At 58.2% G+C, this 26,729-nt stretch carries 27 protein-coding genes; 21 read left to right on the top strand and 6 right to left on the bottom strand.

Annotation, left to right across the window (positions count from 1 at the left end):
* Nucleotides 1-19: 19 nt before the first annotated feature.
* From E1297_RS17265 to hemB, 4 genes are all read right to left on the bottom strand, one after another.
* Entirely contained in the window at nt 20-1,852 is a 1,833-nt protein-coding gene (locus E1297_RS17265) for an SLC13 family permease (protein WP_155140431.1), read from the bottom strand.
* A 138-nt stretch (nt 1,853-1,990) separates the two neighbouring features.
* Entirely contained in the window at nt 1,991-2,479 is a 489-nt protein-coding gene (locus E1297_RS17270) for an RDD family protein (RefSeq protein ID WP_155140433.1), read from the bottom strand.
* Nucleotides 2,480-2,558: 79 nt separating this feature from the next.
* Nucleotides 2,559-3,818, bottom strand: a complete 1,260-nt coding sequence (locus tag E1297_RS17275) for a threonine ammonia-lyase (RefSeq protein WP_368669597.1) — start codon at nt 3,816-3,818, stop codon at nt 2,559-2,561.
* Nucleotides 3,819-3,823: 5 nt separating this feature from the next.
* Entirely contained in the window at nt 3,824-4,819 is a 996-nt protein-coding gene (gene hemB, locus E1297_RS17280; RefSeq protein ID WP_155140491.1) for a porphobilinogen synthase, read from the bottom strand.
* Between the two features lie 265 nt (nt 4,820-5,084).
* Here hemB and E1297_RS17285 point away from each other — a divergent pair, with 265 nt between their 5' ends.
* From E1297_RS17285 to E1297_RS17355, 15 genes are all read left to right on the top strand, one after another.
* Nucleotides 5,085-6,224 carry an acyl-CoA dehydrogenase family protein gene (locus E1297_RS17285; RefSeq protein ID WP_155140435.1) on the top strand — a complete coding sequence of 380 codons (1,140 nt, stop codon included), beginning with the start codon at nt 5,085-5,087 and terminating at the stop codon, nt 6,222-6,224.
* Nucleotides 6,225-6,267: 43 nt separating this feature from the next.
* Complete coding sequence (locus E1297_RS17290; protein WP_155140436.1) at nt 6,268-7,317, top strand: enoyl-CoA hydratase/isomerase family protein; 1,050 nt, start codon at nt 6,268-6,270, stop codon at nt 7,315-7,317.
* An 11-nt stretch (nt 7,318-7,328) separates the two neighbouring features.
* Nucleotides 7,329-7,745 carry a DUF6163 family protein gene (locus E1297_RS17295; protein WP_155140439.1) on the top strand — a complete coding sequence of 139 codons (417 nt, stop codon included), beginning with the start codon at nt 7,329-7,331 and terminating at the stop codon, nt 7,743-7,745.
* A 61-nt stretch (nt 7,746-7,806) separates the two neighbouring features.
* Nucleotides 7,807-8,700, top strand: a complete 894-nt coding sequence (gene mmsB / locus E1297_RS17300) for a 3-hydroxyisobutyrate dehydrogenase (RefSeq protein ID WP_155140441.1) — start codon at nt 7,807-7,809, stop codon at nt 8,698-8,700.
* Between the two features lie 309 nt (nt 8,701-9,009).
* Entirely contained in the window at nt 9,010-10,332 is a 1,323-nt protein-coding gene (locus tag E1297_RS17305; RefSeq protein ID WP_155140443.1) for a murein L,D-transpeptidase, read from the top strand.
* 130 nt (nt 10,333-10,462) lie between these two features.
* The gene (locus E1297_RS17310; RefSeq protein WP_155140446.1) at nt 10,463-10,708 is read left to right on the top strand and encodes a serine hydroxymethyltransferase; all 246 of its coding nucleotides are present in this window, start codon (nt 10,463-10,465) and stop codon (nt 10,706-10,708) included.
* A gap of 185 nt (nt 10,709-10,893) precedes the next feature.
* Nucleotides 10,894-12,207 carry a serine hydroxymethyltransferase gene (gene glyA / locus E1297_RS17315; protein WP_155140448.1) on the top strand — a complete coding sequence of 438 codons (1,314 nt, stop codon included), beginning with the start codon at nt 10,894-10,896 and terminating at the stop codon, nt 12,205-12,207.
* Nucleotides 12,208-12,243: 36 nt separating this feature from the next.
* Complete coding sequence (gene nrdR, locus E1297_RS17320; RefSeq protein ID WP_155140451.1) at nt 12,244-12,720, top strand: transcriptional regulator NrdR; 477 nt, start codon at nt 12,244-12,246, stop codon at nt 12,718-12,720.
* Between the two features lie 28 nt (nt 12,721-12,748).
* Complete coding sequence (ribD, locus tag E1297_RS17325) at nt 12,749-13,876, top strand: bifunctional diaminohydroxyphosphoribosylaminopyrimidine deaminase/5-amino-6-(5-phosphoribosylamino)uracil reductase RibD (protein ID WP_155140453.1); 1,128 nt, start codon at nt 12,749-12,751, stop codon at nt 13,874-13,876.
* A 4-nt stretch (nt 13,877-13,880) separates the two neighbouring features.
* Nucleotides 13,881-14,492: a riboflavin synthase gene (locus tag E1297_RS17330; protein WP_155140455.1), complete on the top strand. Its 612-nt coding sequence runs from the start codon at nt 13,881-13,883 to the stop codon at nt 14,490-14,492.
* Nucleotides 14,493-14,619: 127 nt separating this feature from the next.
* Nucleotides 14,620-15,069, top strand: a complete 450-nt coding sequence (gene ribH / locus E1297_RS17335; RefSeq protein WP_155140457.1) for a 6,7-dimethyl-8-ribityllumazine synthase — start codon at nt 14,620-14,622, stop codon at nt 15,067-15,069.
* 6 nt (nt 15,070-15,075) lie between these two features.
* Nucleotides 15,076-15,597, top strand: a complete 522-nt coding sequence (gene nusB / locus E1297_RS17340; protein WP_155140459.1) for a transcription antitermination factor NusB — start codon at nt 15,076-15,078, stop codon at nt 15,595-15,597.
* Between the two features lie 2 nt (nt 15,598-15,599).
* Nucleotides 15,600-16,598 (top strand): thiamine-phosphate kinase, encoded by a 999-nt coding sequence (gene thiL, locus E1297_RS17345; RefSeq protein WP_155140461.1) that lies wholly within the window; start codon nt 15,600-15,602, stop codon nt 16,596-16,598.
* Nucleotides 16,599-16,693: 95 nt separating this feature from the next.
* Nucleotides 16,694-17,920: an MFS transporter gene (locus tag E1297_RS17350; RefSeq protein WP_155140463.1), complete on the top strand. Its 1,227-nt coding sequence runs from the start codon at nt 16,694-16,696 to the stop codon at nt 17,918-17,920.
* 214 nt (nt 17,921-18,134) lie between these two features.
* Nucleotides 18,135-20,273, top strand: coding sequence for a sodium-translocating pyrophosphatase (locus tag E1297_RS17355; protein ID WP_155140465.1), 2,139 nt, complete (start codon nt 18,135-18,137; stop codon nt 20,271-20,273).
* Nucleotides 20,274-20,333: 60 nt separating this feature from the next.
* Here E1297_RS17355 and E1297_RS17360 read toward each other — a convergent pair whose 3' ends face one another.
* A complete protein-coding gene (locus tag E1297_RS17360; protein WP_155140467.1) occupies nt 20,334-20,771 on the bottom strand; it encodes an outer membrane protein assembly factor BamE in 438 nt (145 codons plus the stop codon).
* A gap of 111 nt (nt 20,772-20,882) precedes the next feature.
* Here E1297_RS17360 and E1297_RS17365 point away from each other — a divergent pair, with 111 nt between their 5' ends.
* The 6 genes from E1297_RS17365 (at nt 20,883) to E1297_RS17390 (ending at nt 25,340) form a co-directional block, all read left to right on the top strand.
* The gene (locus E1297_RS17365) at nt 20,883-21,452 is read left to right on the top strand and encodes a ubiquinol-cytochrome C chaperone family protein (RefSeq protein ID WP_155140470.1); all 570 of its coding nucleotides are present in this window, start codon (nt 20,883-20,885) and stop codon (nt 21,450-21,452) included.
* A gap of 2 nt (nt 21,453-21,454) precedes the next feature.
* On the top strand, nt 21,455-22,018 hold the full coding sequence (locus E1297_RS17370; RefSeq protein ID WP_155140472.1) for a DUF177 domain-containing protein: 564 nt from the start codon (nt 21,455-21,457) through the stop codon (nt 22,016-22,018).
* Nucleotides 22,019-22,186: 168 nt separating this feature from the next.
* Nucleotides 22,187-23,251, top strand: coding sequence for a phosphate acyltransferase PlsX (plsX, locus tag E1297_RS17375; protein WP_155140474.1), 1,065 nt, complete (start codon nt 22,187-22,189; stop codon nt 23,249-23,251).
* Nucleotides 23,248-24,225 (top strand): beta-ketoacyl-ACP synthase III, encoded by a 978-nt coding sequence (locus tag E1297_RS17380; RefSeq protein WP_368669599.1) that lies wholly within the window; start codon nt 23,248-23,250, stop codon nt 24,223-24,225. Before plsX ends, E1297_RS17380 begins: the two co-directional genes overlap by 4 nt.
* Before the next feature lie 155 nt (nt 24,226-24,380).
* Nucleotides 24,381-24,689, top strand: a complete 309-nt coding sequence (locus E1297_RS17385) for an integration host factor subunit alpha (protein WP_155140476.1) — start codon at nt 24,381-24,383, stop codon at nt 24,687-24,689.
* 21 nt (nt 24,690-24,710) lie between these two features.
* Nucleotides 24,711-25,340 (top strand): MerR family transcriptional regulator, encoded by a 630-nt coding sequence (locus E1297_RS17390; RefSeq protein ID WP_155140479.1) that lies wholly within the window; start codon nt 24,711-24,713, stop codon nt 25,338-25,340.
* 67 nt (nt 25,341-25,407) lie between these two features.
* Here the strand turns inward: E1297_RS17390 and E1297_RS17395 are convergent, their stop codons facing one another.
* Entirely contained in the window at nt 25,408-26,619 is a 1,212-nt protein-coding gene (locus E1297_RS17395) for a diguanylate cyclase (protein ID WP_155140481.1), read from the bottom strand.
* Nucleotides 26,620-26,729: the final 110 nt, after the last annotated feature.

Raw genomic sequence — 26,729 nt, forward strand, 5'->3', positions numbered from 1 at the left:
CGTCGTCATGGTCATGCCTTCAAAGACCATAATACCATGGGGCTACCAGTGAGAAGGTCAACCATAAAATGCCCGCAAGCGGCGCCCCGGCGCGCAGGAAATCCGAGAACCGGTAGTGGCCGGGGCCCATGACAATCAAATTGGTCTGATATCCGATCGGAGTTGCAAACGAACAGTTGGCCGCGATGATGAGGCAAACCACAAAGGCCTCGGGAGGCTGTCCCAGCTGGTTCGCCATGTTGAGGGCAATCGGCGTGAAAAGGACTGCGGCCGCGTTGTTCGAAAGGAAGTTTGTCAGGACCATCACGATGAAAAACATGGCTGACAGAATGATGGCCGGCGACTGCCCCATGAGCGCGTCGACCAACGAGGTCGCAATCAACTGCGCGCCTCCGGTTGTTTCCAGTGCAACGGCTCCGGCGAGCGAAGCGCCGACCAGCATGAATATCCGGCTGTCGATTGCGCGGATCGCCTGCCGGGTGTTCAGGCAGCCGGAAACGATCATTGCAAAGGTTCCGGCAATGGATGCGGTGACAATCGGAAGGATGTCGAAGGCGGCCAGTGCGACGACGGCGGTAAAGATCGCAAGGGCGCGCGGGGCGTAAACCCGCCGTGGTACTTCTGCGGTTGACCAGTCGAGCAGCAAAACATCGCGGCTTCCGCGCAAACGCGAAATCCGGTCTGCGCTTGCAGCCACTAGCAGGACGTCGCCGGCTTCCAGGCGAATATCGTTCATGGCCATGCGCGGCATCCGGCTGCGGCGCTGAATGCCCATCACCACGCATCCCGTTTGGGAATAGAAGCCTGATTGCGGCAGGGTCCGGCCCATCAACCGGGAGGCTGGGGCCACAACCACTTCGCCGAGGGTCATCGTTCCGGCCATTGCGTTGTGCATGTCCGAGTCAGGAGCCTGTCCGTCTGCACCCGGTTCCATGATCGGCTGGCGCCTGGCAAGCGCGTTCGCAAGCGCGGTCCGGGTTGCAGCCACGATCACTGTATCGCCGGGTTGCAGTGTGACGTTTTCAAAAGGCGGCAGAATTGGTTGTGCGCCGCGTTGCACAAGGCGCACCGTCATGTCTTTCAAGGCCGGGAACATGCCTGAAACCGCTTCCACGCCGACGAGCGGATGGCCATAGGTGATGTTGATCTGGGCAATGAACTGCTTGCCGGACGTGCCCTGTATTTCCTCCGCCATGGTCTTGCGTGGCATCAGGAGGCGTGGCATCACAAACAGGACATAGGCGGCCCCGACAACTGCCATCAGGGCTCCGATCGGGGTAAAGCTGAAAAAGCCAAGCTCGAGATCCGAAGACTGGGCCGCGACTTCGGCAACCAGAAGATTGGTTGATGACCCGATCAGTGTTGTCATTCCGCCGAGAATGGCCATGAAGGATAACGGCATCAGCACACGGGATGATGACCGGCCAAGTGTAGCTGCAACTGCACTGAGAACCGGAAGGAACATCACCACGACCGGCGTGTTGTTCAAAAATGCGCTCAAGGCCAGCGAAGCTGCAAGAACCGAAAAAATCGACAAGCCAGCCCGGCCACGGGACCACTTGACGATGTACTTGGCTGCCGGTTCAAGGGCGTCGGTTTGAAACAGCCCCTGGCCGATGATTAAAAGACAGATGACCGTGATCAGGGCGGGGTTGGCAAATCCAGCCAGAAACTCCGAAGCGCCAACAGTCCCGCTACTCGTGGCAACCGGAAAGATCGTGAAAATACAAAGGAAGGCTGCAACGGATCCAAGCGCGACAAGCTCGATTGCGTATTTTTCCAAAGCGTACAGAACAACCGTCGACGCAAGAACCACAAAGGTCAAGGCCATCGCAATGTCAATTGATTGCATAAATCTGCCCGTATTCAGATCGGCATTTGCCGGACGCGGCACTCTAGAACAGGCACCACCGAAAAAGGAAGCGCCTCGTAAAAAATGGCGGGGAAAGGTGTTGTCTCTGGCGGGAAGTGCCGCAAAGCTGTGGGGGTGCTAGCGTTCAAGAGCACCCGAGTTCATCACCACGGTGCCGAGGGCAATGTCGTGTAGCAGCCTTTTTCTTTCCGAAAACAGCGAAACAAGCAGGATCAATGGTGTCAGGAAACTGATGGAGAACCAGAAGATCAGAGCATGCATGGTGGCAAGCAGGGGATAGGGACGGGCGCCATACCACAACCGCATTTCCAGCCCCATCGCGCGCATTCCGGGCGTTGCCGCCTCCGGGCCGCCCAAGGTGAACGCGATATAGAGCAGGGCAACCGCTGGCGCGAGGATTGCGTAAGCAAGCCAAGCCAGCCCAAGCGTAAAAATCCCGAGAAAACCAACGACAACGGCAGCCACGACGATCAGGATCGAAATGGCGATCACATCAACGAAAAATGCAAAGATCCGGCGGGTCCGCACACCTTCAAACAGGTCCGGACGGGTAAACGGATCATAGACGGTCTCGCGGACTGGCGTGCCCGAATAGTCGGCGGACATGGTGACTCCTCTGCTCACTTCGGTCCTGATGTGGGTTTGGCTTGCCCGGATTGCAATCTTTCCGGGCAGCGCAATATGCTCATGTGTCGATTGATTCCGTCACATCCACATGGCGGACCGTGTAGCCGTATTCGCGCAATCCCTCGACGATTTGCGTGCCATGGGCTGCATCGAAGGCCTCGAAAGTGACATCGAGGGTCGCGCCCTTGGCGGGGACATTCAGGAACAGGCGATGATGGGCGACATTGACCACATTGCCTTTCAAACCACCGATGATGCCTGCGATTTCTCCAAGCACGCCCGGTCTGTCCGGTGTGTCGATGCGGATCGATACCAGGCGTCCGGCGCGTGCGAGTTCCCGGATCACGATCGAGGACACAAGGCGGGGGTCGATGTTGCCGCCACACAGGACAAGACCAACCCGGCGGCCCTTGAACCGGTCCGGATCTGTCAAAAGAGCGGCAAGCCCGGAGGCTCCAGCACCTTCAGCCACCGTGCGCTGCATGGTCAGATAGGCGTTGATGGCCTGTTCAATGGTGCTTTCCTTGGCGAGGATGATGTCGTCGACCGTGTCCTTGACAATTTGCCGGGTCAGCAGCCCGAAATCGCGCACCGCGATACCTTCGGCGATGCTGGCGCCGCCACATTGGACTTCCTTGTCGTGGAAATGTCCCCACATGCCCGGATAAAGCACCGTTTCCACGCCCACAACCTCAATGTCCGGATTGAGGGCCTTGGCTGCGGTTGCAATTCCGGCAATCAGGCCGCCCCCGCCGATGGGGACGACAAGCGTTTCCAGATTTGGAACATCGGCCAGCATTTCGAGCGCGATGGTGCCCTGACCGTTGATCACATGGGGGTCATCGAAGGGGTGCACCCAGGTGAGATTCTGCCTGGTTCCGATCCGGTCGGCTTCCGCGCGGGCTTCATCGACGGTTTCACCTGCCAGAACGACATGGGCACCGAAAGCCTTCGTCGCCGCGATTTTCACGAACGGGGTCGTCTCCGGCATGACAATGGTGGCCGGAATGCCCAGAAGCTGGGCATGCCGCGCCACGCCTTGCGCGTGGTTGCCCGCCGACATGGCGATGACACCGCGCCTTTTGTCCTCTGCGGTCAGGGAAAGCAGCTTGATTAAAGCTCCGCGCTCCTTGAACGAGCCGGTGACCTGCATGTTCTCGTATTTGACGTAGACTTCAGCACCGGTGAGCTCGGAGAGCCGCGGGGCCGGCAGGCAGGGCGTTTTAAGGATAGCGGTTTCCATCAGCCAGGCGGCATGCCGGATCCCGTCGATGCTGACATGTGATGTAGCGGGACCTTCGAGGGTGTCTGTAGCCACCACGCTCACACTCCCCGCTTCAGGATTTCGGCAACCTTGGGCGCGAAATAGGTCAAGATGCCGTCCGCACCGGCCCGTTTGAAGGAAATCAGGCTTTCCATCATGGCGCGGTCCTTGTCGATCCAGCCGTTTTGTCCGGCGGCCATGATCATCGCGTATTCGCCGGAGACCTGATAAGCGTAGGTGGGGGCGGCAAAAGCGTCCTTCAGCCTCCGGATAATGTCGAGGTAGGGCATACCAGGCTTGACCATGATCATGTCCGCGCCTTCCTCAAGATCCAGTTCGGTTTCCCGAATGGCTTCGTCGGTGTTCGGCGGGTCCATCTGATAGGTACGCTTGTCGCCGACAAGTGTCGCATTTGTGCCGACGGCATCGCGGAAGGGACCGTAGAAAGCGGAGGCATACTTGGCCGAATAGGCCATGATTTGCTGGTCCCGGAAGCCGTTTTCATCCAAGGCCTTGCGAATGCCGGCCACCCGTCCGTCCATCATGTCGGAGGGCGCAATGACATCGGCACCGGACTGAGCCTGAAGCACCGCCTGATTGGCCAGTTGAACCACGGTTTCGTCGTTCAAGATGGCGTCCCCTTCCATCAATCCGTCATGCCCGTGGCTGGTATAGGGGTCGAGTGCGACATCAGTGATCAACCCGACATCAAACCCTTCCTGCTTGATGGCGCGGCAGGCCGAGCAGATCAGGTTGTTCTCGTTCAAGGCTTCGGAGCCATGCGGGTCGCGCAAGTCCGGATCGGTGTTCGGGAACAGGGCGAGGGCGGGAATGCCGAGGGCTTGCGCACGTTCCGTGTCCCGGACTGCTTCGTCGATTGAAACCCGTTCGACGCCGGGCATGGAGGGGACAGGCTCGCGAACGCCAGTGCCGGATACGATGAAGACCGGCCAGATCAGGTCGTCCACGCTCAGATGGTTTTCGCGGACAAGACGGCGCGACCAAGAGGTTCTGCGGTTGCGGCGCATTCTGCGCCCCCCCAGGATATTGTCCATGTCCGTTGAGGTCAGGGATACGGGGCGCGGTATAGAGGACATTTCGAAGAGTACCTTGTTGCAACTTGGGAGCCGACACGAGGGTGCAGAATTGGAGCGCGACACTAGCATGGCGGTATTTCCAATCCAATATGCCGGGATGCCGCAATAATACTTGCAGAATTCTGGATTAATTGACGTTTACGTCAAAACTGGATAGGCCTGTTGGCAACGAAAGCACCACGACTTCGCCTACAAATGATACGGGCAACGGGAGGATAAGGTCATGGAGTTTGCGCTCACCGGGGAGCAGCGCGCCATTCAGGATATGGCGGCGGCATTTGCCCGCGACGAAATGGAGCCCTTCGCCCGTGAGTGGGACGAAAACAGTGTCTTTCCGGTTGACACCCTGCGCAAGGCGGCCGGTCTCGGTTTTGGCGGGATCTATGTGCACGAGGATGTTGGCGGCTCGGCCCTGACCCGCACTGACGCGGCTATCGTTTTCGAGGAATTGGCAAAGGGGTGCACCTCGACTGCGGCCTACATTTCGATCCACAACATGGCCGCCTGGATGATCGACACCTATGGCAGTGAAGCGATCCGCGAGAAATACCTGCCAAATCTTTGCACAATGACGCAGTTTGCAAGCTACTGCCTGACCGAGCCGGGGGCAGGGTCGGATGCGGCCAGCCTGCGGACCAGAGCCAGAGATGATGGCGACGACTATATTTTGAGCGGATCCAAGGCCTTCATCTCGGGCGGTGGTGTCAGCGATGTCTATGTCACCATGGTGCGCACCGGTGACGAGGGACCATCCGGCATTTCCTGTCTGGTGATCGACAAGGATACGCCGGGCCTGAGTTTCGGTGCGCAGGAGGTGAAGCTCGGCTGGAAAAGCCAGCCAACTGCGCAAGTGAATTTCGAGGACTGCCGGGTCCCCAAGGCCAATCGCATCGGAGCCGAGGGGGAGGGCTTCAAGATCGCCATGGCCGGGCTTGATGGCGGGCGGCTGAACATCGGGGCCTGTTCGCTCGGTGCGGCGCAAACCTGTCTGGACCGGTCCGTATCCTATCTTCAAGAGCGCAAGCAGTTCGGAAAACCCTTGGCAGAATTTCAGGCGCTGCAGTTCCGGCTTGCGGATATGGCGACCGAACTCGAAGCTGCGCGCCTGCTCCTCCACAAGGCAGCCGGGCAGGTCGACCGCAAGGCGCCTGATGCGACAAAACTCGCGGCCATGGCGAAACGCCTCGCAACAGATACGGGCTTTAATGTTGTCAATGAAGCTCTGCAACTTCACGGCGGATATGGATATCTGCGCGATTATCCGGTCGAGCGGTTTCTGAGGGATGTGCGTGTGCATCAGATTCTCGAAGGGACGAATGAAATCATGCGCCTGATCATTGCGCGCCAGCTTCTGAAGACATAACCCTTTAGACCTTGTCGAATTCTCCCGAACCCGGAGTGGACTTTTGAGTGACGAAATCCTGTTCGAGCGGCGTGGCTGCGCCGGTTTTGTCAAACTGAACCGGCCCAAGGCGCTCAATGCGCTCAGCTTTGAAATGGTCCGCGCCTTGTCGGAGCAGCTCGACAAATGGGCAACTGACGCGCAAGTCGAACGGGTGGTCATCACGGGGAAGGGCGAAAAGGCCTTTTGCGCCGGCGGCGACATCCGCAGCATTTATGAGGACAAGAAGGCAGGCAAGACCGGTCACCTCGCGGACTTCTTCGGGGCCGAATATCTCCTGAACGCAAAGATCAAGCGCTACCCGAAACCCTATATCGCCCTGATCGACGGGATCGTGATGGGCGGCGGTGTTGGCGTGTCGGTGCACGGTGCCTACCGGGTGGGTACGGAGTTCACGACCTTTGCCATGCCAGAGACCGGGATCGGATTCTTTCCGGATGTGGGCGGCACCTATTTCCTGCCGCGCATGCCGCATCATGTCGGTGTTTATTGTGCGATGACCGCAGGGCGCCTCAAGCAGGCGGACGCCATGGCTACGGGGATACTTACGCATACCGTAAGACGTGTTGATCTTGGAGAGCTTTCCCGCGCTCTTGAGGCTCCCGGAAACATCGACGAGATCCTGTCAGAGTACCGGGATGAGAGCGAGCCCGAACCCGCACCCGCACCCTTGCTGGAATATGCCGAAATCATCGAAGCGGCTTTTGGCGAGGAAAGTGTCGCGGACATCATGGCGTGTCTGGCTGCCGATGAAAGTGACTGGTCGACCAAGGTGGCGGAGACCATTCGGGCAAAATCGCCAACCAGCGTCCATCTCGCATTCGAGCAGATGAAACGCGGAAAGGAACTCCCCTTCGAAGATTGCATGAAGCTCGAATTCCGGATTGTGAATCAGGTTTTGAAAGGACATGATTTCTTCGAGGGCGTGCGTGCCGTTCTGGTCGACAAGGATCACAAACCGAACTGGTCTCCGGACACCCTTGACGAAGTGGATCACGACGATCTGGCGGCATATTTCGCAGAGCCTGAATGCGGAGATCTTCCGCTTCCTTAACGGAGCACGCCATGATCACCAGCTTTGACGAGCTTTTGCGCAATCGGCCGCCGTGGCAGGCGGTGCTGGTCTGGTACTTGCGGCTGATGGCCGTGTTGCTGCTGGTTGCCGGTATCATCCACTGGGCCCGTATCATCGGCATCGTGCCGTGGCGCGGGGTCTGGTTCTGGGACATGCCGATCAGTTGGCAGGCGGTGACGGTGTTTTTTGCTGTCCTCGACCTGGTGGCTGCCATCGGACTCTGGTTGACCGTTTCCTGGGGAACAGTGATGTGGCTGTTCCGCGTTGCCGCGCAGATCGTTATTCACACGGCCTTTGCAGGTTTATTCGGGCAGCGGCCCTACGAGATCGCGTTTTATCTCGCGACTGTCGCGGTCTATCTGCTGCTTCTTTATTTGAGCGGGCGCAGCGAGCGGCAAAAGCAATAGGCTTTTGCCTGACAGCTCTGTTTTCCAAAAGCCGTAAAGGCATCAACTGTGGGAGGAACCAATGGCATCTCGGATCGGTTTTATCGGGCTCGGCAATATGGGCGGTCCGATGGCGGCAAATCTTGCGAAGGCGGGGCATACGGTCATCGGTTTCGATCTGGCGGAAGAAGCACTCGGCAGGCTGGAGGAGGCCGGTGGGACACGGGGTGCCAGCGTTGCTGAAACCGTGGCGCAGGCTGACGTCATTGTAACCATGCTGCCGGCGGGCAGGCATGTGCGGGACATCTACATGGGCGCGGGAGGCGTGCTTGCGTCAGCGAAGCCCGGTGCCTTGTTGATCGATTCGTCCACAATCGATGTCGACAGCGCCCGCACGGTTGCCAAGGCGGCAGAAGACATGGGTATGCCGATGGTTGATGCCCCGGTTTCTGGTGGTGTTGGCGGAGCGGCAGGTGGAACCCTGACATTCATGGTCGGCGGCGGCGATGAGGCTTTTGCAGCCGCAAGACCATTTCTCGAGATCATGGGCAAGACCATCGTTCATGCCGGCGGCAATGGAACGGGACAGGCCGCGAAGATCTGTAACAACATGATCCTCGGTATTTCCATGATCGGCGTGAGCGAGGCTTTTGTTCTGGCGGAAAAACTCGGTCTGGAGGCGCAAAAGCTGTTCGACATATCCTCCACAGCGTCCGGTCAGTGCTGGTCATTGACAAGCTATTGTCCGGTGCCGGGTCCGGTGCCGGCATCTCCCGCCAATAGAGACTATCAGCCAGGATTTGCGGCTGCCATGATGCTGAAGGATCTGAAATTGTCCCAGGAGGCGGCTGCGAGTTCCGGAGCTGCGACGCCACTGGGAGCGCAGGCGGCTGCGCTTTATGCGCTATTCTGCAATTCTGGCGGTGCTCCGCAAGACTTCTCTGCCATCGTCAAATACTTGCGTGGGGCCGGGTGAAAATGAGCGGTCTGGAGACAGGTGCTGCGCCGAGGATGTGATACAGACAGCCTCAATGGGGCGGGTTGGCGGACGGGCACGGCGATGTGATCACGCATGACATGATCTGGACACAATCCGGCGTTTTCTGGTCGCCTGCCGGAGATGAACAATTGTTAAGACTGTCTGGTTCGCGTATCTGGCGAGCATAAGGGAAGTTTGTTAATCCTGATGGGTCAAACTTGAACTGGCCGGAGTTCGCCCGAGCCAGCACGCGCGAGATCGTGGTTTTGCGGATTCATTTGGCTCATTGTTTGTACGAGGTGAATTATGGTTCCTGTCCGGAAACGACCGGATTGCCGTCAAAATGCCAACCGGCATCTTAGATCTCTGGCGCACGCGGCGCTTCTGGCGGCGGCATCCCTTGCGTCCGGGCTCGGGACAGCCGCATCGGCTTCTGCGGAATCGCCGCTGGAAGCCATGCGCCAGTATAATCAGCGGGTGGAATGGGAAGACAACTTCCAGAACACCGTTCAGTCACTGCAGGCCATGCAGTCAGGGGCGCCAACGCTGTCGGCCAGCACCGCCGACCATATTGCGGTTGCGATCAACCGGTATTCCCAGATTGTGCAGTATGGTGGCTGGGGAACCGTGTCGGCAGGCGGAAAACCGATTCGCATCGGCGCCCGCGATCCGCGTGTCGTCGAACTGCGCCAGCGCTTGATGGTGTCCGGTGATCTGGAGCAGACTGCCGGACTGTCGAACACTTTCGACTCATATGTCGATGCAGCTCTGCGCCGGTTTCAATTGCGGCACGGCCTGATGCCGGATGGCGTGCTGGGGCAAAGTACGGTCGAGGCCTTGAATGTTCCGGCCTATGTCCGCTTGCGGCAACTCGAAATGAATTTCGAGCGCATGCAGAACATGTCGGGCGACTTCCCGGACCGCTATGTCATGGTTAACATTCCGGCGGCTGAAATCGAGGCGGTCGAAAACGGCCGCGTGCGGTCCCGTCATACCGCCGTTGTCGGAAAGATCGACCGGCAGACACCGATCCTCGACAGCAAGATCTACGAGTTGAACTTCAATCCTTACTGGACAGTGCCGGTATCCATCATCCGCAAGGATCTGATCCCAAAGATGAAGGAAGACCCGCAATATCTTGAAAAGAATGATATCCGGATCCTTGACTGGCACGACAACGAGCTGAGCTGGCAACAGATCGACTGGAACACCGATGAAGCTACCCAGTACCGCTTCCGGCAGGATCCGGGCAAGATCAATTCGCTTGGCTCGGTGCGGATCAACTTCCACAACAAACATCAGGTCTATTTGCACGATACACCCTCCAAGACGCTGTTCGGGTCTGATTACCGGTTCCATTCTTCCGGGTGTGTGCGCGTTCAGAATGTGCGCGAGCTGGTAACATGGTTGCTTCAATCCACAACACCGGACTGGAATCGGACGCGTGTGGACGAGGTGATCCGGACCGGCGCACGTGAGGACGTGAAGCTGAAGTCGACCATTCCGCTTCACATGACCTACATCACCGCCTGGGCAAACTCCGACGGTGTCGTGCATTTCCGCGAGGACATCTATGACCGAGATGATCTCTATGGTGCGTCACAGGCGGGTACACAGGCGCGCCTGTGACGGTTTGACTTGCCGGGCGGCAGTTCATTTGCGCAAGCGGGAGGTTCTTCACGGCTTCCCGCTTGTTGCATTTTAACGAAGTCCGTGCCTTTCCTGTTTCTTGAAGGACAGTGTGCGGGATGAAGTTGCCATGACATCTACCGCTCCGCGTGCGGGCGAAATCTATCTTGAGTACCAACGCATCGGTCAGCAGGTCCGGGTCACGGCCATTGACGGCGCGTCGGGCGTCGAGGTGGTCGTATTCGGGCCACTCAAGGCCTCCGAGCATGATCTGAAGCAGCTGGCGGTCCGTAAGCTGCAGCGTCGTCTGGAGCGGGAAAAAGTTGAGCCGGATCCGTTTCGCAAGAAGGATGGCCGCGGCTTCGGTACCTTCTAGCAGAAATCCGGTGTGCGGCCGCCTGTCGTTTTGAGAGCGCGCCGCGTCGGTATGGCTCTTGGTTGTTTCTTGCAGTCATGCTAGTTCGAGCCTCAACCATGCTGGCTGGCGAGCTGGCAGCGTTCTTCGGACCTCCACCGGACCTCCGGTGCGATCTTAAAAAATCATGTGACAAGGATGGTGCCATGTCTCTGACAGATGCCGAAACCGGCCAGACACAATATTCGGACTTCTTCACCCGCGGTCTTGCGGATGCCGATCCGGAACTCTTCGGTGCCATCCAGAAGGAGCTTGGCCGGCAGCAGCATGAAATCGAGCTGATTGCATCGGAAAACATTGTCTCCAAGGCAGTTCTGGATGCACAAGGGTCGGTGTTGACCAACAAGTATGCAGAAGGCTATCCCGGTAAGCGCTACTATGGCGGCTGCGAATATGTTGATATCGCGGAGGATCTTGCCATCGACCGCGCCAAGAAGCTGTTCGGGTGCGACTTTGCCAATGTTCAGCCAAGCTCAGGCTCTCAGGCAAACCAGTCGGTGTTTCTGGCGTTGATCAAGCCGGGTGACACGATCCTGGGTATGAGCCTCGACGCAGGCGGCCACCTGACCCACGGTGCCAAACCGAACTTGTCGGGCAAGTGGTTCAATGCCGTTCAGTATGGCCTCGACACGCAGACCGGCCTGATCGATTACGACGCGCTCGCCGCATTGGCGCGGGAGCACCAGCCCAAGCTGATCATTGCGGGTGGGTCGGCCTATTCCCGTCAGATCGACTTCGCCAAGTTCCGCGAAGTTGCTGACGAGGTTGGTGCTTACCTGATGGTCGACATGGCGCATTTTGCCGGCCTTGTGGCCGCTGGCGAGCATCCGAGCCCGTTCCCCTATGCCGATGTGGCAACCACCACCACGCACAAGACCCTGCGTGGGCCGCGCGGCGGTCTGGTTCTGACCAACAAGGAAGAGATCGCCAAGAAGATCAATTCCGCGGTTTTCCCGGGTCTGCAGGGCGGCCCGCTCATGCATGTGGTTGCTGCCAAGGCGGTTGCCTTTGGTGAGGCTCTTGATCCGGGCTTCAAGTCCTACATCAAAAGCGTGCGTGAAAACGCTCAGGTTCTTGCCGAAACGCTTCGCTCCGGTGGTGTGGAGATCGTCTCCGGCGGCACCGACACGCATCTGATGCTGGTGGATCTGCGGCCGAAAATGCTGACCGGGCGTGACACTGAAAAGGCGCTTGGCCGGGCCAACATCACTTGCAACAAGAACGGTGTTCCGAACGATCCACAGAAGCCGATGATCACCTCCGGCATTCGTCTGGGAACCCCTGCAGCAACCACCCGCGGGTTCGGTGTGGCGGAGTTCCGCGAAGTTGGCCTTCTGATCACCGAGGTGCTCGATGGCCTGAAGGCGGCCAATTCCGAAGAGGGGAATGCGGTTGTTGAAGCGGCTGTGAAGGCCAAGGTGATTGCGCTGACCGGCCGGTTCCCGATATACCCAGCTTGAGGCTTCCTGAAAGCCGCTTGAAAGCTGGAGACATGAATGCGCTGTCCTTTTTGTGGTGGGGAAGATACCCAGGTAAAGGATTCCCGCCCCACCGAGGACAACACGGCTATCCGCCGGCGCAGGGTCTGTTCGACCTGCGCCGGCCGGTTTACCACATTTGAACGGGTGCAGCTGCGCGAATTGATGGTCGTGAAACGGTCGGGGCGCCGGGTCCCTTTTGATCGCGAGAAGTTGATGCGGTCGGTTCAGATCGCGGTCCGAAAACGTCCTGTCGAAGCGGAACGTATTGAACGCATGGTCAGCGGGATCGTGCGCCAGCTGGAAAGCTCGGGCGAAAGCGACATCCCTGCAGAGATGATCGGCAATCACGTCATGGAAGGCCTAAAGGGCATTGACGATGTTGCTTATGTGCGGTTTGCATCTGTCTACAAGAATTTCAGAGAAGCCAAGGACTTCGAAGCGCTTCTCGACGAGCTGAGCGTCCCCGACGGTCAGTCTCTTCAAGACAACTGATCCCAATCCGTCATTGCCGGGAAACACGATGCCGTTTGATTCTTCAAGGGATTCAAGGTTCATGTCCGCTGCGGTGCGTCTTGCACGGCGCGGTCTTGGCAAGGTATGGCCCAATCCACCGGTCGCCTGCCTCATTGTTCAGACCGATGAAAAAGGCAGGCCCGTGGTCGTTGGGCGTGGTCTGACGTCGCCTCCCGGTGGTCCGCACGCTGAAGTTCATGCGCTGCGCCATGCCGGGGAAAAAGCGCGGGGGGCAACCTGTTACGTTACGTTGGAGCCCTGTTCCCACTACGGGCGCACACCGCCGTGTTCCGCCGCCCTGATTGAGGCAGGTGTTGCACGTGTTGTGATCGGCATGCTGGATCCCAACCCGCGTGTATGCGGACGCGGGGAAAAGATGTTGCAGGATGCCGGTGTTGAAGTGATCTCCGGAGTGCAGCGAGAGGCATGCGAAATCCTTTATGCTGGTTTCACATCGCGCATCACGTCCCAGGAGCCCAACGTGTTCCTGAAACTGGCCGTATCGAAAGACAGGTGCATCGGTCGAACCGGGGAGGGGCAGGTGAAGATCTCCAACCCGCTCTCCATGCGCCATGTGCATGGCTATCGTGCCACTCACGATGCCATCCTGATCGGGATCGGTACGGCTGTCGCGGACGACCCGCAATTGACCTGCCGCCTGCCGGGTATGAAGAGTTCGTCTCCGGTTCGTGTGATTGTGGACCGGCAGGCGCGCTTGCCTGTGACATCAAATCTGGCACGTACCAGTCCTGACGTGCCGGTCTGGTTGCTCTGCGGCAATGACGCCGAAAGGGAAAAAGTGCAGGCGCTGAGTGCCGCCGGTGTGCTGGTGATAAGGGTGCCCGCGACCGACCACGGCATCGACCCCAAGGTGATTTTGGGGGCTCTGGCAGCACGTGGCATAACCAGGTTGATGGTGGAGGGTGGCGCGCATATCGCCCGGGCTTTTGTCGAGGCCGATGTGGTTGACGACCTGTGCGTTGTCACCGGCGACGTCGAGATCGGTCCGGAGGGTATTCCGGCCCTTGCCGGGCTCGACCTTGAACGGGTTTTGAAAGACCCCAAGTTTCACCGGATTGATGCCGGTCATGTTGGCCGGGACACTTATCAATATCTCAGACGGCGTGGAGGCTGAGTTTTTGTTTACAGGCATTGTGAGTGACCTTGGGGAGATCCTCAGCGTCGACAAGATACCAGCCGGATTGAGAACCCGCATCCGCACGGTCTATGATCCGGCCACGATCGATATTGGCGCGTCGATTGCCTGTGGCGGCCCATGCCATACGGTTGTTGCCAAGGGAACAGATGCCGGGGGGCACTGGTTCGAGGTCGACTCGGGCGCAGAAACCTTGGCTTTGACGACTGTCGGGGCGTGGCAAGCCGGTCATAAAATCAATCTCGAGCGTTCTTTGTCGATGGGAGCCGAATTGGGTGGCCATCTGGTGCTGGGGCACGTGGACGGACTTGCGCGCATCACAAAGCGCGAGGACCATCCAGACAGCGTTTATTTTCAGTTCGAGGCCCCGGACGAAATGGCGCCGTTTATCGCGCGGAAGGGCTCGGTGGCGCTGGATGGAACGTCTCTTACGGTCAACGAGGCCGACGGCAATCTGTTTTCGGTGTTCCTGATCCCTCATACGCTTGAAGTGACCACATGGTCCGCCCGGCATGTTGGCGATGCGGTCAATCTTGAAGTGGACATGATGGCAAGATACGCCGCACGTCTTGCGGAATTCGCAAAGCCCGCGTAAGGCAGGGCCACACATTTACAAGTTTGGAAGCCCGCCGCCGGTGCAGCCCAGCTGCGCGGGAAACGGGATGGACAAACCCCGGCGGGTATGGTTCCTGTCGCGGCCTTTCAAGAGTTGGTTGGATCTCATGAGCGCAGCACCGAATATCCTGATTATCGAAGCCCGTTTTTACGGCGATCTGGCCGACGCATTGGCCGAAGGGGCTATTCAGGCGCTTGAAGCAGCCGGTGCGACCTATGACCGGGTTTCAGTGCCTGGCGTTTTGGAGATCCCGGCGGCCCTTTCCATGGCCCTGACAGCGATGGAGGGCGACGGCACGCTCTATGACGGTTTTGTCCTGCTTGGATGTGTCATTCGCGGCGAAACCTCGCATTACGATATTGTCGCAAACGAATCTGCACGGGCTGTCATGGATCTGGCGATTGACGCAGATCTGGCGGTCGGAAATGGTATTCTGACGGTCGAAAATCAGGAACAGGCCTGGGCCCGCGCAAAGGTAACCGAAAAGAACAAGGGCGGCGGGGCGGCTGAAGCCGCGCTGGCAATGGTCCAGCTTCGCGAGCGCCTGGGAGTATAGAAAAAGATGACCGACAAGGTCGAACAAAAACCGTCCGGTTCCAATAACGTGCGTCCCGCAAACAAGCGGGGCGTTGCGCGTCTGGCGGCTGTCCAGGCACTTTATCAGATGGACGTGGCCGAAGCCCCGTTGAGCAGTGTGATCAGCGAATTCACCGCCTTCCGCCTCGGCAAGGAGCTGGACGGTGAACAGTACCGCGATGCGGACGAGCAATGGTTCAAGTCCATTGTGTCCGGTGTGGTGGATGATCAGCGCATGCTGGACCCGTTCATTCATACGGCTCTCGTTCAGGACTGGCCGCTCAAGCGCATCGACAGCCTGTTGCGTGCGATCCTGCGCTGCGGTGCCTTTGAACTGTTGCGCCGCAAGGATGTGCCGCCGAAGGTGATCATCTCCGAGTATATCGATGTGACCAAGGCTTTCTTCGAGGCTGATGAGCCCGGTCTCGTCAATGGGGTACTTGACCGTTTGGCGCATGAGCTGCGTTCGGCTGACCTTGGCGGGTCGAAGGCCGGCAGCGGGTCGTAATCATGGCCGAAGACCGGCCCGGCGAGTTCGAACTCATCAAGCGCTATTTCGCTCCGCTGGCCAGTGACCCCGGTAGCGTCGGGCTTACCGATGATGCGGCGGTGTTCAAAGCTCCGTCCGGCCGGGATCTGGTGCTGACCAAGGACATGCTGGCCGCGGACGTGCACTTCTTCTCATCCGATCCGCCAGAAGCAATTGCAGCCAAGGCGCTGCGGGTCAATCTGTCGGATCTGGCGGCAAAGGGCGCGCGCGCGCGCGGCTACCTCCTCGGGTTGGCCTTGCCCCGGGACTGGGACGCGGAATGGCTGAGGCGGTTTTGCGGTGGTTTGTCCGGTGATCAGGCCGCATTTGACGTGACCTTGCTTGGTGGTGACACGATCAAATCGGGCGACGGTCTTCAAGTCTCTGTCACCGCAATCGGGGATGTTCCGGCAGGACGGGCGGTCCGCCGCAGTGGTGCAAGAGCCGGGGACCGGATATACGTGACCGGCACGCTGGGCGATGCTGCGGCGGGTCTTCAAGCACGGCTGGACCCGGGTTTTTCAGCCCGCTACGGATTGAATGCGGAACAGGAGACACATGTTCTGAACCGTTACCTCCTGCCTCAACCCCGCGTGACGCTTGCACCGGCAATCGAAGCCTTTGCTGCAGCCTCGATGGACATTTCGGATGGCGTCTTTGCCGATGCCGCGCATATGGCTGCGGCGTCAGGCGTTGATCTGCATCTGCGGCTCGAAGATCTTCCCGTTTCAAACGCCCTCGCGGCGATCAAGGCGGCGGACAAGCAGATGTTCAGGCGCTGCCTTGGTGGCGGTGATGACTACGAGATCCTTGCGGCCGTGCCGGAGACGACAGCGGCGGAATTCGAGGCAGCAGCCGGGCGGGCGCAGTGCCCGGTGACCCTGATCGGCGAAGCCCAGCCCGGTTCGGGCCAAGTCTTGGCAAGCGAAAACGGGACAATACTCTCCATTGGCGCGGCGGACGGTTTCCGGCACTTTTGAAGCAGCCCGAGGCTTTCCCTGAAAATGAGGGGCTGTCTCCGGCTGCTTTGTCATGTAGGCATTGTGATAGTTTATAGTGCCAACCGGAAACGGATATGTCTGTTATTGCGGAAAGCGCCATCTTCACCAATGACCGGCTGGCCCGTCGCAATGCGGTCTTGCTAGCGCTGGCGCAAGCCATTGGCGGAGCGTCCGCATCCATTGTGATCGCGACCGGTCCTCTGGTCGGTTACATGATGCTGACTGATGACAAGGCTCTGGCGACCCTGCCGGTTTCGGCCATGGTTCTGGGCACGGCATTCGGTACGCTTCCTGCCGGTATGATCATGCGCCGTTATGGCCGCCGTTTCGGATTTATGGGTGCCGCGCTGATTGGCGTCTTGGGTGGTTTTCTGGCGTCTTATGCGGTGTTTCGCGACGTCTTTTCCCTGTTCGTTTTTGCCTGTGCGTTGAGCGGATTCGCCGGGGCCTTCGTTCAGCAATACAGGTTTGCAGCCGCCGATACGGCAACCGATGCATTCAAGCCGAAGGCCATCTCCTGGGTGCTTGCCGGTGGCGTTCTGGCCGGGGTGGTCGGGCCGCAAACCGTGATTGCGACAAAGGATTTCTTTGATCCGATCCTGTTTGCAGGGACCTATCTTGCACAAGCCGGGCTGTCCCTGATTGCACTGGCCCTGCTTGTTTTCCTGCAAATCCCAAAGCCACCCAGGCCGAAATCCAGTGATGCACGCGGGCGGCCTCTGACGCAAATCATCAGGCAACCGAGATTTCTTGTGTCGGCAGCTTGCGGGATCTGCTCTTACGCATTGATGAGCTTGGTCATGACCGCCACACCGCTCGCCATGATCGGATGCGGATTTACCGAAACGGATGCCGCACTCGGGATCCAGTGGCATGTTCTGGCAATGTTTGGCCCGAGTTTTTTTACCGGCAATCTGATCGCCCGTTTTGGCAAGGAGCGGATTGTATCCATCGGACTGGCGCTGCTTGCCGGATGCTCGATCGTGGCTCTGATGGGCATTGAACTTGCGCATTTCTGGGGCGCGTTGATTCTTTTGGGCCTTGGCTGGAACTTCGGGTTTATCGGCGCAACCGCCATGCTGACCGATACCTATCGTCCGGAAGAGCGCAATATGGTTCAGGCGGCAAACGACTTTCTTGTCTTCGGCTTTGTCGCGGCCGCGTCGTTTTCCTCCGGCGCGTTGCTCAATGCGTTCGGCTGGTCGACCGTCAACTGGCTGGTGTTTCCGTTTGTTGTGCTGTGTCTTGGCCTTCTTGGCTGGCTCCTGCGTCATGAGCGAAAGGCAGCGCTTGCCGTTTGATACTCTGGGCGCAAAGATTACGCAGGGGCGTAAAAGGTCCTGAGAAGTTGTCTCCGGCATTGTCAAAACTGCAAATACTGTAAAGCTTGCTTGACGACCCCGTGAATTATGCTGCTATCCTGCGGCGTGTTGACGCATGTTGCCATTGGCAAATGCGCGGGGCGGGCCGGAGCGAACGGATAACAGACGGCGCGCCATAGCCTAGGGAGGAACTATGAGCGAGCTTTGGGTGATTATCATCTGCGGACTCCTGTCGATCGCCTATGGGGGGTGGGCGATTCAGTCGGTGATGGCGGCAGATGCCGGCAACGCCAGAATGCGCGAGATAGCCGGCGCGATCCAGGAGGGGGCGCAGGCCTACCTGACACGGCAATATACGACCATCGCCATCGTCGGAGCGGTGGTCTTTTTTTTGGCGTGGTGGCTGTTGTCGGGAACCGCTGCTGTCGGCTTCTTGATTGGCGCGGTCTTGTCGGGGGCTGCCGGTTTTATCGGGATGATGGTCTCGGTTCGGGCCAATGTGCGCACCGCCCAGGCGGCAAGCCAGTCACTCAGTGCAGGCCTTGAGATCGCCTTCAAGTCCGGGGCGGTGACGGGCTTGCTGGTCGCCGGTCTCGCGCTTCTCGGTGTTGCGGTCTATTTTGCAATCCTCACTGCTGCAGTCGGGCATTTGCCGACAGAGCGGACCGTCATCGACGCTCTAGTCGCGCTCGGCTTCGGCGCATCACTCATTTCGATCTTTGCCCGGCTGGGCGGCGGCATCTTCACCAAGGGGGCCGATGTCGGTGGGGATCTGGTTGGCAAGGTGGAGGCTGGTATCCCCGAGGACGACCCGCGCAATCCTGCAACGATTGCAGACAATGTTGGTGACAATGTCGGTGACTGTGCCGGGATGGCGGCGGACCTGTTCGAAACCTACGCGGTGACGATTGTCGCGACCATGGTACTTGCCTCGATCTTCTTTACCGGCGATCAGGCCGAACAATTGATGTTCCTGCCCTTGTTGATCGGGGCAAGCTGCGTTGTGACCTCAATCATAGGCACATTCTTTGTGAAACTCGGACCCAGTCAATCGATCATGGGGGCGCTCTACAAGGGCTTTATCGCAACAGCCGTCTTGTCTGCTGTCGCATTGGCAATCATCACCTTTCTTTGGCTCGGGTTCAACACGGAGTACACCACGACCGGCGGAACCACATTCACCGCCCGCGATCTGTTTTTCTGCGGCCTGACGGGACTGGTCGTGACCGGGCTGATCATCTGGGTCACCGAATATTACACCGGGACAAACTTCCGACCGGTCCGGTCAATCGCTCAGGCCTCGGTCACCGGGCATGGCACCAATGTGATTCAGGGACTGGCCGTCTCGCTTGAAGCCACGGCGCTGCCCGCGATCATCATCATCATCGGTATTTTGGTGACCTATGCCTTCGCCGGGCTGTTCGGCATCGCCATTGCGGTTACCACCATGCTGGCGCTTGCGGGCATGGTGGTGGCGCTCGATGCTTTCGGGCCGGTGACCGACAACGCAGGTGGAATAGCGGAGATGGCAAACCTCCCTGACGAGGTGCGCTCAACCACGGATGCGCTTGATGCGGTCGGGAATACGACCAAGGCGGTGACCAAGGGCTATGCCATCGGGTCGGCGGGTTTGGGGGCATTGGTGCTGTTTGCCGCCTATACCGAGGATCTTAAATTCTTTGCGGCCAACGCGCAGCCGGGCTCGATTTTTGAAGGCATCGACGTCACCAATCTCTTCAACCTGTCCAATCCCTATGTCGTGGCCGGATTGTTGTTCGGCGGTTTGCTCCCCTACCTGTTCGGCGGCATTTCGATGACTGCAGTCGGTCGGGCTGCGGGTGCCGTCGTTGAGGAGGTGCGCCGCCAGTTCAAGGAAAAGCCCGGTATCATGGAGGGAACGGAGCGGCCGGACTACGGACGCGCAGTCGACATGCTGACCAAGGCAGCAATCCGGGAAATGATCATCCCCTCGCTGTTGCCAGTTCTGTCGCCTGTCGTGGTCTTCTATGTCGTGCGGATTGTGGCCACTCCGGCAGATGCCTTTGCCGCGGTCGGGGCCATGCTGCTGGGTGTCATTGTCACAGGCTTGTTCGTGGCGATTTCCATGACTGCCGGGGGCGGGGCCTGGGACAATGCCAAGAAGTCGTTCGAGGACGGATTTACCGACAAGGACGGCGTGACCCATAAAAAAGGTTCTGATGCGCACAAGGCGTCGGTGACCGGCGATACGGTCGGTGATCCCTATAAGGATACAGCCGGTCCCGCCGTCAATCCGATGATCAAGATCACAAACATCGTCGCGCTGTTGCTGCTGGCGATTTTGGCACACTGATCCGGCAACAACAAGAAAGCCCCGGATCATCCGGGGCTTTGAGATGCTATTTACAAAAACTCAGAGGCCGAGGCTCGGGTTTTGAGCGCCGCGCAGAACCTGGGTCAGGAAGCCGTAATCGGCGCCGCCGGTGCGGGTCTTGCGGGTCACGAAGTCTACGACCTTGCCGTCCTGCATGCCGTAATTGCCGAGATCACGGACAAATCCGTCCTCGTCGAAATAGACCGCAACGACACGCTGGTCGACGATGTCCGGCGCAAAAAACGCGGTCGTCTGCGATTTTTGGGAGATATAGTAATAAGCGTCGCCGTTCAGCTTTGACGTGGTCGACGGGGTTCCGAGAACCAGTTCAACCTGTTCCTTGCTGGACCCGACCTGGACCTGGGACAGCATATCATTTGTAATGACATGCCCGTGGGTGTAGGTCTGCGTGAAACATCCGCCCAGCGGCAGGCTGACAAGAAGCGGGATGATCAGGGCGTGGGCCTTAAACGTCATGGAAGTCTTCCTGTGGCGCCGTTTGAAGCAACGGCCAGTTGTCATACATTCTTGGCAACGTCCCTAACGTGGGATAGGGCACAACGCAACACCACAAATAGGAAGTGATGAATGCTCTTTGGCCTTTTTCGCCGCCGGTCTCGCGACACCGAGCTCAAGGTCTATTCCGGGATCGTGGCTCAAGCACGGCAACCCGTATTCTACTCGGACTACCTTGTTCCCGATACGATTGACGGACGGTATGACATGATTCTTGTTCATGCCATTCTGTTTTTTCGCAGGCTTCAGGGCGAAAACAAGAAGGTTGCGGAGTTCGGGCAGGGCGTTTTTGATCTGTTTTTTGCCGACATGGATGCCTCCCTGCGGGAAATGGGGGTAACCGATACGCGCGTGCCGAAAAAGGTCAAGGTCATGGGGGAGGCGTTTTATGGACGGGCTGATGCCTATACCCCGCTTCTGACAGGCAAGGATGTTGACGGACTGGCCGATGCGCTTGGCCGGAACGTTTTCCCAGACCGGCCGGAGCCGATTGCGCAAACTGCCCTCGCGCATTACATGCTGGAGGCTGACAAGAAACTGGCGTCCCAGGAAATTGGCAAAATTGTCTCCGGTGATCTCGACTGGCCGGACCCGGCCGGATTTCTTGGCCGTGATTTGAGCGGACCGGATAATAAAGCGTAACAATGACCGACAAAGACTTCCCCTTTTCATTCAAGATCAACGCCGAACGCCAGGGCGACGCCTCGAAGGACTATGATGTGGCCCCGGATGCTGCTGCGCTTGCGCGCATCGCCGATGCCTATAATCTTGGCGAATTGAAGAGCCTCAATGCACGTTTGACCGTGTCCCCCTGGAAAAAGGCCGGCGCTCGGGTCAGCGGCACGATCCGGGCGCAGCTTATCCGCCAATGTGTCGTCAGCCTTGAAGACTTCGAGCAAACGCTCCTTGAAGAGATTGACCGGACGTTTGAGCCGGTATCAGTCCGGTCGCGCCGCCCGAGAGACCTCAATTCTGATGGCGAAATCGAGATTGATCTGGAGACGCTGGATCCGCCCGACGTGATGATTGACGGCGTTATTGACCTCGGGGCAGTGATTTGTGAGCAACTTGCCCTGTGTCTTGATCCGTTTCCGAGAAAACCGGGCGTCTCCTTCCAGATTTCGGAGCAGGAAACACAAGCAGAACCGGACGAAAGGCCTTCACCATTTGCAGCTCTCGCCAAGCTCAAGCCGGAAGGGGAGGCGTAGTTTCACACTGAAACCATTGCGCGGGTCGCTGAAAACGGTTGTTTCGCTGCTGGAAACAGGTATGTTGCGCCCGCGTTTACTGGCTTTCTCAGGTCCGGTTTTGCCGGTGTTTTTTTGGAAAGCCTTCTCTTCGATCCCTTCTGAACGAGACTTCAAAAGACCTGGTTGATGGCGAAAACCATTCCAATTTCCCTGGATGTCATGGGCGGAGATTCCGGTGCCGACGTGGTTATTCCAGGTGCCGAAATCGCGCTTATCCGGCATCCCGATATCCGTTACCAGCTGTTTGGTAACGAGAGTATCGTCAAGCCGCTTCTCGACAAGTACCCGCGGGTGCGCGAAGCGTCGACATTTCAGCATTGCGATGTCGCGATTGCGATGGATACCAAGCCAAGCCAGGCCTTGCGGCAGGGGCGCTGGCGTTCGAGCATGTGGCGGTCGATCGAAGCGGTGAAGACGGGTGACGCTGCTGTTGCTGTGTCGGCCGGCAACACGGGCGCGCTGATGGCGATGTCCAAGTTCTGCCTGCGGACCATGGCCAATATCGAGCGGCCCGCGATCGCAGCGATCTGGCCCACCACCCGTGGTGAATCGGTCGTTCTCGATGTGGGGGCCACGATCGGCGCGGATGCCCAGCAATTGATCGATTTCGCGATCCTCGGTGGCGCCATGGCACGTGCCTTGTTCGGGATCGAGCGCCCGACAGTCGGGTTGCTCAATATCGGCGTTGAAGAGGTCAAGGGCCTTGAAGAGGTTCGTACGGCCGGACGGTTGATGCGGGAAACCCCGCTGCGCTCGGTTGAGTATGCCGGCTTTGTCGAGGGTGACGATATCGGCAAGGGAACTGTTGATGTCGTCGTGACAGAAGGTTTTGCCGGGAACATCGCCTTGAAAACCGCCGAGGGCACCGCCAAACAGATTGGGGGGTATTTGCGGTCCGCGATGGGGCGGACGCTCATGTCCCGGCTTGGCTACCTTTTTGCGAAAAACGCTTTTGATCTGCTCAAGGCCAAGATGGATCCGCGCAAGGTGAATGGCGGTGTGTTTCTCGGGCTGAACGGAATCGTGATCAAGAGCCATGGCGGTACTGATGCCGAAGGGTATGCGGCTGCGATCGATCTGGCTTATGACATGGTCCGCAATGAACTGACCCATAAGATCGCCCAGGATCTTGTGCACTACCACCGTGGCCGCTTCGATACGGCCGCGTCGACTTCTAAAGGTGATCTGTGAGCGTTATTCGTTCAATCCTGCGTGGAACCGGCAGCTATCTGCCTGAAAATTGCCTGACCAACGAAGATCTGACCAGGATCGTCGACACGTCGGACGAGTGGATCGTTCAAAGGACCGGCATCCGGCAGCGATACATAGCGGCCGAAGGCGAGGTGACGTCCGATCTGGGGCTGAAAGCGGCTCAGGCTGCGCTTGAAAGCGCGGGCCTTGACGCTCAGGAGATTGATACGATCATCCTTGCCACGGCAACTCCTGACAACACCTTTCCGGCATCGGCTGTGACAATCCAGGCAGGTCTTGGCATCCATCACGGCATGGCCTTCGACGTGCAGGCGGTCTGTTCTGGCTTTGTCTATGCGCTGACGACGGCGGACGCCTATATCCGTGCAGGTTTGTCCAAACGCGCGCTTGTGATCGGTGCCGAGACCTTTTCAAGGATTCTGGACTGGAATGACCGGGGGACTTGTGTGCTGTTCGGCGATGGTGCCGGTGCCGTGGTTCTGGAAGCGGGCGAGGGCAGCGGTACGGTGTCAGACCGTGGCATACTGACGTCTCATCTGCGCTCCGACGGCCGTCACAAGGAAAAGCTCTATGTTGACGGCGGCCCGTCCTCGACGCAGACCACTGGTCATTTGCGGATGGAAGGACGCGAGGTTTTCAAGCATGCGGTGGGCATGATCACTGACGTGATCGAAGACGCCTTCAAGGCGACCGGAACCGCTGCAGACGATCTTGACTGGTTCATCCCGCACCAGGCGAACAAGCGCATCATCGATGCGAGTGCCAAGAAACTTGGAATCGCGCCGGAAAAGGTCGTAACCACGGTTCAGGATCACGGAAACACGTCTGCCGCGTCCATCCCGTTGGCGTTTGACACGGCCATGAAGGATGGCCGGGTGACACCGGGAGATCTGGTGATGCTGGAAGCGATGGGCGGGGGCTTTACCTGGGGCTCCGTTCTGCTGAGGGTGTGACGTCGATCCCAGCAAATCAAAAACTGTTGAAAGACGATAATATTGCAGTGAACAGTACTTCCTGTTGACCGCTTCCCCGGGAAGCAATACCGTACGGCGTCAAATTAGTTTGCCTGCAATATCAGCGAGATCGATACCATCGCCAAGGAGGGGACATGGGCGGCAAGACGATAACCCGCGCAGACCTGTGTGAAGCGGTCTATCAGAAAGTGGGATTGTCCCGAACCGAATCCTCGGAGCTCGTGGAGCGGGTTCTTTCGGAAATTTCCGATTGCCTGGTGACCGGGGAATCCGTGAAACTGTCGTCTTTCGGATCCTTTGTCGTGCGCTCCAAGGGCGAGCGGATCGGCCGAAATCCGAAGACGGGTGAGGAAGTGCCGATTTCACCGCGGCGCGTGATGGTGTTCAAGCCGAGCAATGTCTTGAAACAGCGTATCAATGAAGCGCTTTCCAACGATAAGTAACCCGAGCCCGGCCGATCCCGCATGAGTTCCCAGGAAAAAAGCCCGGACGCCTTTCGAACCATTTCCGAAGTTGCGGAGGATCTGGATCTTCCGCAGCATGTTTTGCGGTTTTGGGAAACGCGTTTCACCCAGATCAAGCCGCTGAAGCGTGGCGGCGGACGGCGCTATTACCGCCCTGATGACGTGGAGCTTCTGCGCGGCATTCGTCATCTGCTTTACGGCGAGGGATACACGATCAAGGGTGTCCAGCGGATCCTGAAGGAACAGGGCGGCCGTTTTGTCATGCAGGTCTGGAAGGCCGACGGATTGCCGGTTCCGGTGCTGGCCAATATGGCCGACAAAGAGGCGGCGAAGCGCAAGCCGTTGCAGACCACTTCCAGTCCCGAGGATGACGACACATTGGCGGCGGAGCGGGCTTCCGAAGAAGCGGAACCGCTGCCGAAGGGATTGTTGCCCGACAATGTGGACGATAAGGCTTCCGGCAGCTCCAAATCCGGCGGCTTTCGGATTATTGAGCGTCTGCGTGGCGGTCATGATGGAGCAGGCGCGTCTTCGGGTGGCAATGCCCTGTCGAAGGACGATCTGCGCAATTTGCAATCGACTCTGTTCGAGTTGCTGGAGTGCAAACGTATTCTCGACCAGGTTCGCTGAGCCAACGCCCCCCCGCCTGTCGAGTTTCACGTTTGCGCCAAACGCGGAATGGCTGATATGTCCGGTTTCACTTACATGCGTGTTGACCTGAGCGCCTGCTGAATGCCGTTTCGTTTTCCGAACTCATGATGATCTGATTTCGCCCCGCTCTTTTTGCGGCATAAAGACATTGGTCTGCCAATTCCATGGCGGTGTGGGCCGGGGTTTCCGTCTTGCAGTCGATGATCCCGCAGCTCAGTGTAATGCTTCCTTGTGCGTTGATCGCCTTTTGGCTCGCCGAGGCGAACTTCTCCTGAATGTCTTGAATACGGGTCGCGGCGGCTTCGGCTCGCGCTTCGGGTACCAGCATCGCGAACTCTTCTCCTCCCAGGCGGCCAAACAGGGAGCCCGGAGGGGCGTTTTCCCTGCAGATTTGACCTAGCAGTTCAAGGACCTGGTCTCCGCATGCATGGCCGTAAGTATCGTTGACCTGCTTGAAGTGATCGATATCGAAAATTGCCAGCGCGTATCCGATCTTCTTGCCGCGGTTTTGTTCGATAATTCGATCAAAACCGGCGAAAAAGGCACGCCGGTTAGGCAGGCCAGTCAACATGTCCTGCATCGCGAGCCGCTTGATCTGGTTCTGGGTCCTTTCGAGTATCATGGCAAGCGCCGAGATCGATAGGATGACATTCGAGAGCAGGGCGGTCACCAAGACAAGAATTACGAATGCACCGTATCCGCGCTCAATCGAAATGCCGGGCTGGAACGTCCAGAAGTTCAGGATGAAAATGCACAGCGCAATGACCTCAACCAGGAATGCGGCTGCCAGCACCCAGGAGCTTACCAAAGGCTCGTTCCGGTGTCGAAAGCACATCCAGATCAGATAGCAATCCAGCACCACGGTCAGGCTATTTGCATACACAACCCGAAGCGATACATCTTCGGCAAAAAAGGGAAACTGCAGGAATAAAAGCCATCCGATCGCATAAGCGACAGACAAGGTAATAAATCGCCGTTCACCAAAAAATGCAGCGATGGCTGATACTCTTAATGCCGAACCCAGTATGAAGAAGAAATTTGCTATCTCAACGCTGTAAAAGAACGGTGGAGCGGTACGCACCGAAATGAGGGCGAGGCCGGTCCCAAAGAGCGTTTGGGCTAGTGCCATTAGTGCAGCGGTAAGCCGTATCTCTGATGACTTGGGGGCCGAACTGGCAAAAAATAGCGCAAAGAATGCCGCACTGGCAAGGTTTACAAGGGCTATCGCAACGTAAAGAGTGAAAATATCCAGTTGCAAGAATGGCCTCTTTGGGTTCCTGAGAATTGTAATCGTATACGCATGGGTGAATTCAGGCGCGAGGTGCAACACAGTGTAAACTGCTCAATCTGCAGTGTTCTTTCTCAGGG

Source organism: Roseibium sp. RKSG952, assembly GCF_009711355.1.

Excerpts from the sequence above, each read along its gene's own strand:
- E1297_RS17365 (WP_155140470.1), top strand. The coding sequence starts at position 20,883 with ATGCTCTTTGGCCTTTTTCGCCGCCGGTCTCGCGACACCGAGCTCAAG.
- E1297_RS17360 (WP_155140467.1), bottom strand. The coding sequence starts at position 20,771 with ATGACGTTTAAGGCCCACGCCCTGATCATCCCGCTTCTTGTCAGCCTG.
- mmsB (WP_155140441.1), top strand. The coding sequence starts at position 7,807 with ATGGCATCTCGGATCGGTTTTATCGGGCTCGGCAATATGGGCGGTCCG.
- E1297_RS17390 (WP_155140479.1), top strand. The coding sequence starts at position 24,711 with ATGAGTTCCCAGGAAAAAAGCCCGGACGCCTTTCGAACCATTTCCGAA.
- E1297_RS17350 (WP_155140463.1), top strand. The coding sequence starts at position 16,694 with ATGTCTGTTATTGCGGAAAGCGCCATCTTCACCAATGACCGGCTGGCC.
- plsX (WP_155140474.1), top strand. The coding sequence starts at position 22,187 with ATGGCGAAAACCATTCCAATTTCCCTGGATGTCATGGGCGGAGATTCC.
- glyA (WP_155140448.1), top strand. The coding sequence starts at position 10,894 with ATGTCTCTGACAGATGCCGAAACCGGCCAGACACAATATTCGGACTTC.
- nusB (WP_155140459.1), top strand. The coding sequence starts at position 15,076 with ATGACCGACAAGGTCGAACAAAAACCGTCCGGTTCCAATAACGTGCGT.
- nrdR (WP_155140451.1), top strand. The coding sequence starts at position 12,244 with ATGCGCTGTCCTTTTTGTGGTGGGGAAGATACCCAGGTAAAGGATTCC.
- E1297_RS17370 (WP_155140472.1), top strand. The coding sequence starts at position 21,455 with ATGACCGACAAAGACTTCCCCTTTTCATTCAAGATCAACGCCGAACGC.
- E1297_RS17270 (WP_155140433.1), bottom strand. The coding sequence starts at position 2,479 with ATGTCCGCCGACTATTCGGGCACGCCAGTCCGCGAGACCGTCTATGAT.
- hemB (WP_155140491.1), bottom strand. The coding sequence starts at position 4,819 with ATGGACAATATCCTGGGGGGGCGCAGAATGCGCCGCAACCGCAGAACC.
- E1297_RS17355 (WP_155140465.1), top strand. The coding sequence starts at position 18,135 with ATGAGCGAGCTTTGGGTGATTATCATCTGCGGACTCCTGTCGATCGCC.
- ribD (WP_155140453.1), top strand. The coding sequence starts at position 12,749 with ATGCCGTTTGATTCTTCAAGGGATTCAAGGTTCATGTCCGCTGCGGTG.
- ribH (WP_155140457.1), top strand. The coding sequence starts at position 14,620 with ATGAGCGCAGCACCGAATATCCTGATTATCGAAGCCCGTTTTTACGGC.
- E1297_RS17310 (WP_155140446.1), top strand. The coding sequence starts at position 10,463 with ATGACATCTACCGCTCCGCGTGCGGGCGAAATCTATCTTGAGTACCAA.
- E1297_RS17265 (WP_155140431.1), bottom strand. The coding sequence starts at position 1,852 with ATGCAATCAATTGACATTGCGATGGCCTTGACCTTTGTGGTTCTTGCG.
- E1297_RS17285 (WP_155140435.1), top strand. The coding sequence starts at position 5,085 with ATGGAGTTTGCGCTCACCGGGGAGCAGCGCGCCATTCAGGATATGGCG.
- E1297_RS17295 (WP_155140439.1), top strand. The coding sequence starts at position 7,329 with ATGATCACCAGCTTTGACGAGCTTTTGCGCAATCGGCCGCCGTGGCAG.
- thiL (WP_155140461.1), top strand. The coding sequence starts at position 15,600 with ATGGCCGAAGACCGGCCCGGCGAGTTCGAACTCATCAAGCGCTATTTC.
- E1297_RS17305 (WP_155140443.1), top strand. The coding sequence starts at position 9,010 with ATGGTTCCTGTCCGGAAACGACCGGATTGCCGTCAAAATGCCAACCGG.
- E1297_RS17385 (WP_155140476.1), top strand. The coding sequence starts at position 24,381 with ATGGGCGGCAAGACGATAACCCGCGCAGACCTGTGTGAAGCGGTCTAT.